This is a genomic window from Pontibacillus chungwhensis BH030062 (genome assembly GCF_000770675.1).
GTDB classification, from domain to species: domain Bacteria; phylum Bacillota; class Bacilli; order Bacillales; family BH030062; genus Pontibacillus; species Pontibacillus chungwhensis.
The window spans coordinates 133,956-147,067 of the sequence record NZ_AVBG01000009.1 but is presented as its reverse complement, the minus strand read 5'-3'; the positions used below and the strand labels follow the sequence as shown (position 1 = coordinate 147,067).

Sequence of the window (13,112 nt, the reverse complement as noted above, 5' to 3'; positions counted from 1 at the left end):
ACCTACAAAGAGGGCTTTATTATGCACTCTTACTCCAGTGTTAGTTCCGATCGTTTAAAGATCTCATTATGAATAAAGCTTAAGCATCAAAAAAGGTGCTTCCCTCACAGGAAGCACCTTTATGCTTTACTTCAGATATTGTTCGTAATCATGCCATACAGAAAGCATACTCGTTTGCATATCCCAAAGGCTTGTTGTACTTTTATTCTGTTCAAATGCTTGGGCTGCTTGACTAAATTGATTAAAGCTTTCTTGAATCGGTGCGGTTTTCTCTGAAGCTTCATTTGGAATCGCTTTTTTCCAAGCATCAACCTTAGCTGCTAATTCAGAAGCAGTGCCTGAACCTGTTTCAATTAAGGACGTTGTCGCTGGCAATACATTCTTCCACGCTTCCACACCAGATTGAATCCATGTTCCTTCAGCTTTTGCTACCTTTTTTTCGCCACTTCCTACATGCCACTCTTTCACAAACGTTTCAAATCCCTGGTCTTTTAAATACGTGGCAATCTTCTCTCCATTCTCCTTAGAAGAAGCAACGCCTGCAAATAAGTAAAATTGTCCATCTCTAGGCCAGATATAACCCTCTAATCCCTTCTCAGATAAATTGCTCGCCCACGTTTTTGCCTTCTCTTCCGTTGAGAAGATCCCGGCTTGTACAACATAGGCAGAAACTCCAGGAAATGAAAGAGCTTGCGCATTCCCATTGCCAGATACTCCCCCTTGATCTTGAGCAGTGCCTGACTGAAGCGCTGGCATAGCAGGCTGAGCCCCACCATTAGCACTACCCTCAATTCCACCAAAGATTCGAATCATGATAAAGCCGATTAGTGTCCCTACAAGAATGGCAGAAGCGGCAGCAATTAATAATTGCTTCATTTCAGAAGGGAGAGAAAATGATCGCTTCTTGGGAGAATAATTCCGCTCAAAAACGGGTAATTTCTCCTTTTTCACCTCTTCCTTAGTCTGCTTTTTCTTTTCTTGTTCTTCCATCCACTCCTCTATCGCAGACGCCTGCTCTTCTTTGGCGACGACTAACTCATCTGTAACATTCTTTTCCTTCACATCTTTGTCCCGGTCAAGATACGTATCTTCTCCATTAATACGAACGGAGATCTTATTGTGCTTGTCCACATGCTCCCCTCATTTCTCTACTAGTTTGTTTCAATCTATCACACGACTAGAGAAAAGAAAGGCGACTTCTGTCATCTGGGGTTCTCGTCTTTTCGGCACGATTTGGCAAAAAGACATAAAAACACCCTTTCATATTGAAAGGGTGTGCACGGCTCTATTGTTCATCCTCAGATAAATCCTCACCATCTCCTTCAAAAGGCGTCTCTTTTTGAGAGGGTTCAGGATAATGATATTGTGGAAGTTCATCTTGCAGTCCGCTTAAATCAGGTTCGTAAAATGCAGAAAATGTTACAAGAAAAGAAACTTGTTCCTCCTCATCAGTAGTAGATTCATTTGGTTGAAACTCGATTTCATCAAAGCTAACCAGGCGAGGAATCTGTTCTAGTTCTTCAAGGAAAAGCGTTAAATCTTTAAAACTCTTTGCGAGAACGTTAACTTGATATGTAAGAGCATTCACTGATGGCATAACAGGAGGGGCCTCAACAGCTGATGCTTCTTCTGTTTCCTCATCCACTTCTTCTGTTTCACTGGTCGGTTCAGCCGCATCTATATCCTCATCATCTTCTGCTTCTATCATTTCGTCCCCATTTAGAATCACTGACTCAATAAATGTTCCAGACACGTTTTCAGCCCGCTCCATTGCCAGGATGACTTGGTCCTGAACAGGTAGCACCGGGAGCTTTAACTGCAGTTCACGCGACGTTTTCAAAGTAAGATCCTGCTGCTCTGTTTTTTGATCTGCAAGTGAATTGAGTATTCTTTCCTCATTATTAAGTGAAGATTTCACTCGGTCCACTTCCTGAAGAGCTGGATCTACATAAAGAGAGTGAACAATCCAGTAAAAAGCGAGAAAGACGATGACCAGTAAAACGACAACAATCGTATGTATTCGTCTCCATTCAATCTTCATCGTCCTCTTCCCCCTCTTCCCATAGATCTTTATCGAGCGTCACTTCATATTCAGCCACATATCTTGGTCTGTACTGAGTGGGGTCTAAATCTTCCTCGAGTACGTTTGACGTAATTTGTTGGACCGAAACATTTTCCACATAATCTTCTTCAATTAGCGTATTTGTATAGGCAGCCACATCCTGAAATCCATCGAACCGAACGTAAAGAAGCAGAGATTGAGGACGAACATAGACGTAGCGCTCAAAGAATCCACGCTCAGGTAACAAAGACACCATCCGCTCAAGAAGTGAAACTGCAGGGAAAAGGTTGCTTTCTAATGCCTCAACAGAACGCTGCAATTCTAGGCGATTGGTTTGGACTTCATCTTTCAGCTCTTCCTGATACTCTTGTTGCGCTACTCTTACTTCCTGAATTCTACTATTCACATCTTCTACTTCATCTAAAGCTGCTTGCTTGTCCATGTAAAGGAGGAGCCAAATGAGAAGTATGGAAAGGACAGCTGCAAGAGCCATTAAATAAGGCACCATATTTTGTTTCTCTTTTTGTTCAAGTAAATTTATTTCTACCTTCATCGACTTTCGATCCCCCCTAACGTCTACACACCTATGGTTTCAGGGCTAAGCCAACGGACTCTGCATATCGAAATGGAATGACTCCGTCCTCGGCTAATGAAAATTCTTTTGAGTCCAACATTTTTACGTTCAACTGTAAATCACGCTGGCACTTTTCATACACTTTATGTAATAAAGGAAAATCACCTGATATTAATAGATTCGTAACAGCGGATTCGCCATTTGTGACAGAATAACGATAGAAGTTCATAATGCGCTCGACTTCTCTCATCTGTTCCTCCATATAGGCTTCGATTTCCTGATCATCCCCTGTAAAACGCACGTCTGAATCGCCTTTAACCGGAAACTCCCAAAGGTTAGGATCTATCCCACTCTTCATGTAACGTGTAAATTGAGGATGGCAATGATGAAAGACCGTTAACACGACACCATCCAAGTTCCACTGAAGAGAAAGTAAATGATCATCTGAACGGGCATGGTCCAAATCATAATATAAACGGTATAAAGACAAGAAAGTCAGGTCCGCTACAGCTGGTTTCGTATTCGCATCTAAAAGAACAGACTCAAAAGCCCGAACCCGCGATTCCGGATAAGCAAACAAGAGCACTTCGTTCATATTCTCCTTCTCTTCTAACACGACATAATCAAATACAGGCTCTTCAAAAGGAAGATGCAATCCTTCACCGATTTGCATATACAAGTAGCCCTTCACCTCATCAGCCGTTTTTAAATCATTTGGGATATGAAACGACTTAATAATAACGGACGCATCCGGCACGCTAAAGTATACCTTCTTCTTACGCCACTCTTTCTCTTCAGTCAACTCCTCAATAACTGAAGCAAGTTTCCTTGCATCCACGACTTTTCCTTCTTCTATGATCCCACTTTCCAGATAAAGTTCTCCGTAATCCACTATGCCCGTAAGCTCCGGAGTGTCACATTCTATATATCGGAGTACATGGTCTTTAAATATAATGTTAATGCGCTCTTTTGACTTTCGAAAGTTAAACATACTCAGGTCACCTGCCTTTCTGATTAGAATAACTGAAGATACCAATCAATAATAGGATCTTTAAAGAAATAACTTGTTAAAGCACCCAACACAATATACGGACCAAACGGCACTGGCTTTTTCCGATCAATTTTCTTAAATAAAAGCAAACCTCCACTTATAACAGAGCCGTATAAAGTCGAAAGGAAAAAGGCTAACAACACCCCAGGAAGCCCAAGCACAATGCCAATAACACCAAACAGCTTCATATCACCGCCACCCATACCACCTTTGCTGGCGATAATAATGATGGCTGTTAAAATGAGCCCTGTTGCCCCTCCAGCTAACGAATCCCACCACGGGTCGAGAGGGGAAATGACTCTCCCTATTATAAGGAAGGGTAAGAAAAAGAGTAGGATTACATTAGGGATCAGCATGTAGGTTAGGTCGGTTACGGTAATAATAACGAGTAATGAGGTGAAAAGGAGCGCAACGATGAGTTCAGTTGAGAAGCAGAAACGTATAAAGCTGTAAGCATACAAAAATCCCGTAGCCGCTTCGACTATCGGGTATAGGGGTGAGATGCTTTTTTTGCAGTTGCGGCATTTGCCTTTTAGGGTTATGTAGGACAAAACTGGTACTAAATCACGCCAAGTTAGAGTATAGTTGCAGTTAAGGCAATGTGATCTAGACTGTATAAACATTTCCTTCTTCGGCACCCGAATTCCCACCACATTCAAGAAAGAACCGACTACAAGCCCCAGTATAACGCCATATAGTATTAGTACCAAGTTCATTTTAGTTGCTCCAATACAGAAAAGAATTGAAGATCCCTATACCTAGGGATCTTCGTAAATTCAGTAACTTTTTAGCAATCTTTAAACTAATCATTCATCCGAGGCATTTGCTGCAGCCGTTCCTTCTTCATTAACGTCATCCCTAGTAATTGAATCAATATTTTTATTAACTATCTCATACCCATTACCAGTAACGCTTACTTGATACGTAGACTCTCCAGTAGCACTGTCATTATCACCTAGCACCTCTGATGGAACGACACTTCCACTATAGCCATCGCTATTTTCTAAATAGCCTCCAGCCGCCAACTCGCTAAATGTCAGCGCTGCTCCACTACTTTCCGTTTGGATAGTATCAAGATCAGATGAAGTTTCCGCTAACCTATAAGCCTCAACAGCTTGTTCAGCCGTTCGAATTAATGAATCCTTCTTACTATTCTCAACAACATTCGCAATACTAGGAATCGCAATCGCGGCAATAATCCCTAAAATAACAATAACTGCAAGTAGTTCAACAAGCGTAAAACCTTTCTCATCTTTGTTCATCAGTTGACGAAACTTCTTTAACATGAGTCTGTTCTCCCCTTTTTTATAATAAATAATTATGAAACTCTCATTACAAAAACGACCACACCATAAACTTGTCTACTTTTATGTACGGTCGGTTGCACTACTCGCTCCAGGGTGGCTAAGTGCCCAGATACAGCCAGCCTTTCGTCGCTTCCGATGGTATCTTCGTACGTGTAATCATCTACATCCATTATAGTAAATACGTCTCATTATTACCACTATTATCTTATGAATTTAGCACATTTACCCAATTTGCTCAAAGATAGAGAACATAGGAATGGCAATGGATGCTACAATCCCGCCGACGATCAGGGCAAGGAAAGCGATCATAACAGGTTCTATTAAACTTTTAATCCGATCTGTTGCGTAATCTAGCTCAGATTCATAGAAATCAGCCACTTTCCCTAGCATATGGTCTAATGAACCAGAGCTCTCCCCAACAGAGACCATCTGCGTCACGAGCGGAGGAAAGATCCAGTGGTTTTGCATCGGAGCCGCCATGGACTCTCCCTTTTCAAGGGATCTTCTTGTCGTTTTCAGGACCGATTCGACAACTTTATTGCCGACAATGCTCTCTGTAATATACACCGCCTGTAAAATGGGGACAGAGCTATTAAATAATGAGCTCATCGTCCTTGTCATACGAGCTAGTACTGCCTTTTGTATAAGAGGTCCGAAGATAGGAATCCTTAATTTCACAAGATCTAGTCCATAGGAGAATCGTGGGTACTGTTTCATATACTGAATTCCGCCATAAAGAAGGATTGGGACCACAATAAACAACCACCACATGCTCTGAGATAGTTCCCCTAAACTCATTACAAATTGTGTGATTGGAGGTATGTCACCTCCAAAGGATAGGAACATATCCGCAAACCTGGGCACTACGAAGCTTAATAAAAAGATCACGATCCCAATAGCAATAACCAATACAACAACCGGGTATGCGAGAGCTGAAATGACCTTTTGTCGTGTGTCGTACTGCTTTTCATAATAACCAGCAAGCCGGTCCAGGATTTCATCAAGGTTCCCTCCAGCTTCACCGGCCCGAACCATATTGACAAACAGATCGGGGAAGATCTTGTGATGCTTCTCTGCTGCGTCAGAGAAAGAAAGTCCTCCTTCAAGATCTTCCGCCATTTGGGTGAGGGCTCGCTGAAGTGCTTTACTCGACGTTTGTTCTTTTAATATATAAGTAGATTGGATGAGCGATATACCTGATTCAAGCAACGTCGCAAACTGGCGAAGATAAATGACAAATTCTTTATTTTTCACCGGACTGCCTAATTGAATATCTTTATATAAAATACTGTTTAGCTCATTAATGGTTGCAACGGTCATCCCGTCTTCTTTTAATTTTCCAACAGCTTCTCGCTTAGAGTCTGCTTTAATACGTCCTTCCTTCATCTTCCCCTTAGATGTGCGGGCTTTGTACTTGAAGTAAGCCATTCTCTATTGTCCCCTCTCTTCTAAAAACGGGGCGGCTGCTTCTGTTGTGATAACCCCTTCCTCCACTAGGGCACGGACAGAAAAATCAAGAGTGTGCATGCCTTGGGCTTTGGACGTCTGAATGATGTTTGGTATCTGGTGAATCTTCTCATTCCGGATAAGGTTCTTAACAGCAGACGTATTCATTAGAACTTCCGTAGCAGCCCGCCTCCCTTTCTTGTCCTTTTTTTGAAAGAGGCGCTGTGACACAATGGATTGAAGGACACTGGCTAACTGAATACGTACTTGCGTTTGCTGATTAGGAGGAAACACATCAATAATTCGATCAATCGTGCTTGCTGCCCCTGTAGTATGGAGCGTTCCTAATACAAGGTGTCCTGTTTCAGCAGCTGTAATAGCTGTAGAAATGGTCTCTAAATCTCTCATTTCTCCGACTAGAATGACATCAGGATCCTGCCGCAAACAAGCACGTAAGCCATTGGCAAAGTTATTCGTATCGAACCCTACTTCACGCTGATCGATAATAGAATACCGATGAGAATGTAAATACTCTATTGGATCTTCAAGTGTAATAATATGTCGGCGCATCGAGTTATTCATGTAATCAATCATGGATGCAAGCGTCGTTGACTTTCCACTTCCTGTAGGTCCAGTAACGAGCACAAGCCCTTGAGGTTTCTCAGCAATTTCTCTTAACACATTAGGCATATGTAAGGCATCAAGTGTAGGGATCTCTGTCGGCACGATTCTGACAGCTAGTGATACACAATTTCGTTGGTGGTACGCATTAATTCGAAAACGAGACACACCAGGGATACCATAGGAGAAATCGACCTCACCTTTTTCTTTAAACTTTTCCCATAGCGTTTCTGATAGAATCGCCTTCGCCATACCCAATGTATCATCTGGTCGCATCGTTTCTTTCCCATACTGCTTTAAATCTCCGTGCAGCCGAAAGATCGGAGGCACACCGACCGTTATATGAATATCCGATGCTTTTAACTCAAATGCCGCTTTTAACAGTTTCTCAAATCGCTCTTTCATGAACACACCTCCTTACTCACTTTTAGCTACACGCAGCACTTCTTCTGTCGTCGTATGGCCTTGTTTGACTTTAAGCAAGCCATCATCCACTAAGAAAATCATCCCCTTCTTCCAGGCGTACTCCTTAATTTGAGACATAGACCTATTGTTCATCATCATCTTCCGAATGGTTTCATCAATGGTCAGTACTTCCTGAATGGCCATGCGACCTCGGTAGCCAGTATGCTGACAACTATTACACCCTTCTCCTTTATAAATCGTGTCGACCTTAAGGCCTCGCTTATGAAACAATTCCTTTTCTAGTTCAGTCGGTGTATAAGCTGTCTTACAGTCACGACATATTTTCCGGACGAGTCGCTGAGCGACAATACCAGAAACAGATGACATAACCAAGTAAGGCTCAACATCCATATCGATCAAACGAGGGATCGTAGCAATGGCACTATTTGTGTGAAGCGTACTAAATACGAGGTGCCCGGTTAAAGATGCTCGAATGGCAATTTCTGCTGTTTCTGAGTCTCTAATTTCTCCGACCATAATAATGTTCGGATCCTGTCTCAGGATTGAACGGAGACCAGCTGAAAAGGTGAGCCCGATATTTGCATTCACCTGAACTTGATTGATCTTATCCAATTGATACTCAACCGGGTCTTCCACCGTAATAATATTGACATCGTCTGTGTTTAAATGGTTTAAAGAAGCGTATAACGTAGACGACTTTCCTGAACCAGTAGGACCTGTAATTAAAACAAGACCTGAGGGCTGATTGACTAATTCGAGGTAACGTTTATAGTTAATTTTGTTAAAGTCTAAATCACTTAATTTTCCCATGGCGCTACCAAGGTTCAAGATTCGTATAACAATTTTCTCTCCATATACGGTAGGCAAGGTCGAAATCCGCAAATCAACAGGAGTATGATCAATGAACGTCTTAATTCGTCCATCTTGAGGTAAACGAACTTCTGTAATATTTAAGTTAGCCATAATTTTCACGCGAGCGGTCAATGAGTTTTGCATAGACTTTGAAAGTCCCTGTTCCGTTCGTAAGACGCCATCTACCCGGTACCTGATCAGCACTTTCGTTTCCTGAGGATCAATATGAATATCACTAGCCTTCATTTGAACACCTGCTTGTAGCATTTGGTTCAACAACCGTATGGCAGGTGCATCATCAGGGTCATCTGACGGTTCTAAATCTTCGCCGCTGTGTAAGTTATAGTACTTGTTAATCGCCTGATAGATCTCGTCTTTCGTTGCGATCACAGGTGAGATCCGAAAACCTGTTGAGATTTGTAGGTCATCAATTGCATAGTAGTCCATCGGATCATTCATAGCGACAACAATTTCATTCTCTTCTTTACTAATCGGAATTAAAATATTTCGTCTGGCGAAATCTTTTGATATTAGCGACAGCAGATTCGTGTCGATTGGATATTGGTACAAGGAGATGTGAGGAATGCCTAGCTGAAATTCCAAAACTTCAATTAATTGCTGCTCGGTTATGTATCCTTTATCTAACAGCACATCTCCTAACTTTTGACCACTTTCCTTTGTCTCTAACGCTTCTTTAATTTGACCTTCATTAATCATGCCCGCTTCTTTTAACAAGTCACCCAGACGCTTACGCTCTGCCATGTTACGTTTTCCTCACTCTCTTCGTAAGGAAAATGCGAACCCTTATGTCGAGTCCGCATTCCTTAACGTTATTCCCCTTTAGATGGACCTTCATCAGGACTCCATATTCCATCTGTTCCGTCAGAATTTTGCCCTTCGTTTTTATCGTCAGAATCTCCAGATGAACCTTCCTTTGATCCCTCTTTGGTTGTGGAATCATCCGACTGATTAGGATTTGTGTCATCATCTGAATCATTCTCATTTGATCCAGAATCTTGATTCTCCTTATTATCCCCGTTACTTTCTGAACCGCTGTCATCTCCTGAGCCAGTTCCACTCTGGTCCGTGCCCTCGTTGTCTGAGGTAACAGGTTCAACAGGCTCCGCACGTACCTCTAATGTATGGACAGGAGCATAGTAATCCTGAGTAATAAATTCAGTATCGATGGCCTCATTGTTCTGATTATAAATTTCTCTGAACACGTCATAAGCAATCCCTGTTTCGCCTTCTCTTTGCACTTCTGCTCCGGTTGCAAAGGCGCTATACTGAATAATCGTGCGTGGTTCAATTTCACGCTCATTTTGAATGAGGACTTCATATTCCCTTGAAATCGGGTACCCTACAATTTGAACGGTAAGCGTCTCTTCACTCACCTCGAATTGGATTTTATAAGAAGACTCATTCGGATTGAAGAAGACAAAGTCGTGTCCCTCTGATAAATTCACACTCGCTTCCCTTCCCTTTTCCGCATATGCAGGGAGGTGTTGGCTAATGTGTCTCTGGATAATATCAAAGTTTGTTTGCAATACAGCTCCGTATAAACCAGATGCCATCACATTTAGTGCGGTTTGATTCTGGAGAGGAACGTCATTGACTTGTTCTAATAAAGATACATTTGACTTCGGTTCTATAACCAAACCATCTAATTCATTTGTATACGTAAATACATCAGACCCATCAGGGATCTTCTGATTATACTCTGCAATAACACTGAATAGCGATTCTGTCCCGCTACTAACATAATCGTAAACAGAATAGGTCAACGATTTATCTGACAACACTTCGGCTTGTGACTTAATATCAGCAGTAAGCTGATCGAGGAGCAAATGATCGTACACTTCCTCACCAAATGCCTCCTTTTGTCCTTCTAGAGCCGCTCGGTTAAACCGAACGGAGAGCGGATTAACGGTCCCCTCTTCTAAGTTGTCTAGTGTGTCAGCTACATCCACCGTTAAGAATTCTTCTGACAAAACAATGGATTGTTCTTCTGTCAGCATTTCAACCGGATGTAGATTAAGCCATTCTTGCACTCTGGTTTTAAGAGCATTCTCAGCTTCTGGACGGGTTAGTCCGTCTACCGATACTCCCCCTACTTTTGTTCCTTCTTCATATGTTTTAGGCCCTGCCATGACAACATCATAAGCAAATGCCCCACCAACAGAGAATCCATAAATAAACAGGGCCATTGCTAGGAGGTACATGAAAAATTTCAAATCCCACCGTTTATCCACAACGCATTCTCCCTATCTTTTATGGTTTAGCCTTCAACACTCATTGTCAGATCAACGACAACGCTTGGCCCTTGATCTTGAGCGAGCTTCACGTCATCTTCTGTAAGCTGATCACCCTCGTTAAATAAAATGTTCCCACGAGAGTCGACGATATCTTTTTGAACTACTTTTCCTTTCAGAAGTTCAAGCTGCTTATTATGAATTCCTTCTAGTTTGGAAGCGGGTTTTTCTTTCTCCTCTTCTTCTAACACTTCTTCGACTTCATCAGATATAAGAGATCCAGAAGCCACCTCTCCCTCAGGAGTTACTTCTTCTACAAGCTCAAGCTGTGGTGAAGGGCTTTCGTCTTGACTCCATTCTCCTGTTGTCCCTTCACTTATGAGCGTACCCTCTAATTCATCTTCCTTAGCAGGAACTGTCTGTTTCACTTTCTCATCTGCAGCTACAGCCACCGGTTCCTGCGCTACTGTTTCTTGCTGGGATGAGTCTGCCGGCTGCTCTTGAGGACCACTTGGTTCACCTGTCAGCTCTTCAAGGGTTGTGACATACTGTGTCAACGCCTTTTCACTCACAATCGTCATGTGCTCGCTATATGTAACGACAGAAGTGCTATCTAGTACCACTTCTTGATCCCCCATTTGGACAGATGTAGCAATTACTTTGCCCGTGTCATCATTCACATAATACTCAGTAACTTCCCCAATAAGTTGCCCTTTTCGGGTCATAACTTTAGAGCCAATAATTTTTACTTTCTTATTAATTAATTCATTCGCAATAGGGATTTCATCCAGATCAAGAATCGCTGTATTGCTCTCAATTGTGACTGCATACTCACCAACACCAATGACCTTCTTAAAAGGTATTGCTTTCACACTTACTTGCCACTCTTTATGCTCAATCGTCAGAAAGTCCACATGTCCCTCATCTGGGTTAATGACAAGTGATTTAACTCTCCCAACTTCCTTACCGTCAACAATACTTATAATGGGTAATTCCGTAATTTCATGACTTCTTTTCATTGTTCATCACACCTATTTCCTTAGTAGTCTATGAATCTGTTCCATGTTCTTCCGCGAAGTCTTTTATATATTGAAGTTCCTCTTTAATAATGGGATAATCAGAAAACTTATTAATTAGTTCAGGGAGCCATTCATTTAATTCTTGGTAATTTTGATTTCGAATATGATGCTGCACCAGCAAAGAGGCAAATGTATAGTAGTCTTGAGCTGGCAATGAAGGCTGTAAGAACTGCTTTAGGTAGTGTTCATAATCGTGAGAAGACAAGATATCTTCCTGGACCATGACTTCTTCCACAAGAGCATGAAGCATTTGCGTCTGGAACACACTCTTTAATGGAGCAGCTGTTCTCCGAGAGGCCTCCCCTTCTAGTGGAGCTTCCACCTCTAGCGAGCCCTCTTCACCTTCAATCTGCTCTACCATTTCAAATGCAGACTCGTTAACCTCTTGTCCTTCGACTTCAACTTCTTCTTGACCAGCGTCTTCATCGGCTAACGACTCAAAGTCTTCCAGAACCTCTTCTCTCAAAGAGAATTCTTCTTCATCCATTTCTCCAATAGACTCAAGTACATCATCTTCGTCAACCCATTCAGAAGTAGAATCCTCTGATGTTCGATCGTCGTCGAGCTCTTCTGTATAATCTTCTTCAATAACCTCTATGACAGAAGATCGTTCGACAAAGGCATCTTCTTGAACGTGTTCTGTCTCTTCACCATATCCCTCAATCCAATCAGAACGGGAGGCTAAAAGTTCTTCCTCAGGAGAAAGAGGTTCATCTGTACTCAAAGGTTCCTCTTCAATTATGATATCCAGGTCCGACGTCTCTTCTTCTTCAAGATCTGGAGCAACATCTGTTAACTCTTCCTGAAGAATGATCTCCTCTTCTTTACTATCGTCAGAAAGGGACTCTACTTCAACCTTTTGAGAAACAATCAGATGTTCTTCCTCATCTTGCATCTCTTCCTCTTCAATAGAAACGGGTTCAATATCCTTTTCTTCCTTATGTACAGCTTCATTTAATACGGACGTATCACGAACAAGAACGAACTGTTGCAAGCGACGATTTAGCAATAATGCCGTTAGAAAAGCTAATAACACTAAAATTAAACTGCTCTGCCACCAGGCGAACGTGACCTTAGATGCATAGGTCGCCAAAGCGATTAAAGCGGAAGCTCCTACCAAATAGAGCTTTCCTTTACGATCGAGTTGTATAGGTATGTAAGAAAGTCCTATTAACAAAATTCCAATTGCAATGAGAGCACCGATATATCCAGCCAAACCCCACCTCTCCCTCCATCTCCAAACTAGTACTAAAGTAAGGACATCCCCAGCTTGCAGGGACATATTCCGTAATTTTCTACAAAATCTAGTTGTAAAACCTATATTTCTGTATAAAATGTAATGTTATAGAATCATTGTATAATAAAGTCAAACTATTTAAAAGGTCCTAATTCATTGGTCATTCAAGGCCTAATTTTATTCCAATTTAAGGATGAATACTGTC

12 protein-coding genes and 1 riboswitch are annotated in these 13,112 nt (G+C 41.9%); all 12 genes read right to left on the bottom strand.

Going from position 1 to position 13,112, the window contains the following annotated elements; translation table 11 throughout:
* Positions 1 to 126: 126 nt before the first annotated feature.
* Positions 127 to 1,131, bottom strand: a complete 1,005-nt coding sequence (locus N780_RS12750; protein WP_036784681.1) for an SPOR domain-containing protein — start codon at positions 1,129 to 1,131, stop codon at positions 127 to 129.
* A 154-nt stretch (positions 1,132 to 1,285) separates the two neighbouring features.
* Positions 1,286 to 2,041 (bottom strand): hypothetical protein, encoded by a 756-nt coding sequence (locus N780_RS12745; protein WP_036784679.1) that lies wholly within the window; start codon positions 2,039 to 2,041, stop codon positions 1,286 to 1,288.
* The gene (locus N780_RS12740; RefSeq protein WP_036784677.1) at positions 2,031 to 2,615 is read right to left on the bottom strand and encodes a hypothetical protein; all 585 of its coding nucleotides are present in this window, start codon (positions 2,613 to 2,615) and stop codon (positions 2,031 to 2,033) included. Before N780_RS12740 ends, N780_RS12745 begins: the two co-directional genes overlap by 11 nt.
* Before the next feature lie 31 nt (positions 2,616 to 2,646).
* Entirely contained in the window at positions 2,647 to 3,627 is a 981-nt protein-coding gene (gene pilM / locus N780_RS12735; protein WP_052115057.1) for a type IV pilus biogenesis protein PilM, read from the bottom strand.
* A 23-nt stretch (positions 3,628 to 3,650) separates the two neighbouring features.
* Entirely contained in the window at positions 3,651 to 4,403 is a 753-nt protein-coding gene (locus N780_RS12730) for a prepilin peptidase (RefSeq protein ID WP_036784674.1), read from the bottom strand.
* 90 nt (positions 4,404 to 4,493) lie between these two features.
* Positions 4,494 to 4,973 carry a prepilin-type N-terminal cleavage/methylation domain-containing protein gene (locus N780_RS19270; RefSeq protein WP_052115056.1) on the bottom strand — a complete coding sequence of 160 codons (480 nt, stop codon included), beginning with the start codon at positions 4,971 to 4,973 and terminating at the stop codon, positions 4,494 to 4,496.
* 80 nt (positions 4,974 to 5,053) lie between these two features.
* Positions 5,054 to 5,137, bottom strand: a riboswitch (cyclic di-GMP riboswitch).
* 79 nt (positions 5,138 to 5,216) lie between these two features.
* Positions 5,217 to 6,422 carry a type II secretion system F family protein gene (locus tag N780_RS12720; protein WP_036784671.1) on the bottom strand — a complete coding sequence of 402 codons (1,206 nt, stop codon included), beginning with the start codon at positions 6,420 to 6,422 and terminating at the stop codon, positions 5,217 to 5,219.
* Between the two features lie 3 nt (positions 6,423 to 6,425).
* Entirely contained in the window at positions 6,426 to 7,466 is a 1,041-nt protein-coding gene (locus N780_RS12715) for a type IV pilus twitching motility protein PilT (protein ID WP_036784669.1), read from the bottom strand.
* A gap of 12 nt (positions 7,467 to 7,478) precedes the next feature.
* Entirely contained in the window at positions 7,479 to 9,101 is a 1,623-nt protein-coding gene (locus tag N780_RS12710) for a GspE/PulE family protein (RefSeq protein ID WP_036784667.1), read from the bottom strand.
* Positions 9,102 to 9,169: 68 nt separating this feature from the next.
* Complete coding sequence (locus tag N780_RS12705) at positions 9,170 to 10,591, bottom strand: VanW family protein (RefSeq protein ID WP_036784665.1); 1,422 nt, start codon at positions 10,589 to 10,591, stop codon at positions 9,170 to 9,172.
* 26 nt (positions 10,592 to 10,617) lie between these two features.
* Positions 10,618 to 11,610, bottom strand: a complete 993-nt coding sequence (locus N780_RS12700) for a PRC-barrel domain-containing protein (RefSeq protein ID WP_036784662.1) — start codon at positions 11,608 to 11,610, stop codon at positions 10,618 to 10,620.
* A 28-nt stretch (positions 11,611 to 11,638) separates the two neighbouring features.
* A complete protein-coding gene (locus N780_RS12695) occupies positions 11,639 to 12,886 on the bottom strand; it encodes a hypothetical protein (RefSeq protein ID WP_036784660.1) in 1,248 nt (415 codons plus the stop codon).
* Positions 12,887 to 13,112 lie beyond the last annotated feature (226 nt).

Bases quoted from the DNA above. Each gene is read 5' to 3' on its own strand.
- N780_RS12745 (WP_036784679.1), bottom strand. From the start codon at position 2,041: ATGAAGATTGAATGGAGACGAATACATACGATTGTTGTCGTTTTACTG.
- N780_RS12740 (WP_036784677.1), bottom strand. From the start codon at position 2,615: ATGAAGGTAGAAATAAATTTACTTGAACAAAAAGAGAAACAAAATATG.
- pilM (WP_052115057.1), bottom strand. From the start codon at position 3,627: ATGTTTAACTTTCGAAAGTCAAAAGAGCGCATTAACATTATATTTAAA.
- N780_RS12730 (WP_036784674.1), bottom strand. From the start codon at position 4,403: ATGAACTTGGTACTAATACTATATGGCGTTATACTGGGGCTTGTAGTC.
- N780_RS19270 (WP_052115056.1), bottom strand. From the start codon at position 4,973: ATGTTAAAGAAGTTTCGTCAACTGATGAACAAAGATGAGAAAGGTTTT.
- N780_RS12720 (WP_036784671.1), bottom strand. From the start codon at position 6,422: ATGGCTTACTTCAAGTACAAAGCCCGCACATCTAAGGGGAAGATGAAG.
- N780_RS12715 (WP_036784669.1), bottom strand. From the start codon at position 7,466: ATGAAAGAGCGATTTGAGAAACTGTTAAAAGCGGCATTTGAGTTAAAA.
- N780_RS12710 (WP_036784667.1), bottom strand. From the start codon at position 9,101: ATGGCAGAGCGTAAGCGTCTGGGTGACTTGTTAAAAGAAGCGGGCATG.
- N780_RS12700 (WP_036784662.1), bottom strand. From the start codon at position 11,610: ATGAAAAGAAGTCATGAAATTACGGAATTACCCATTATAAGTATTGTT.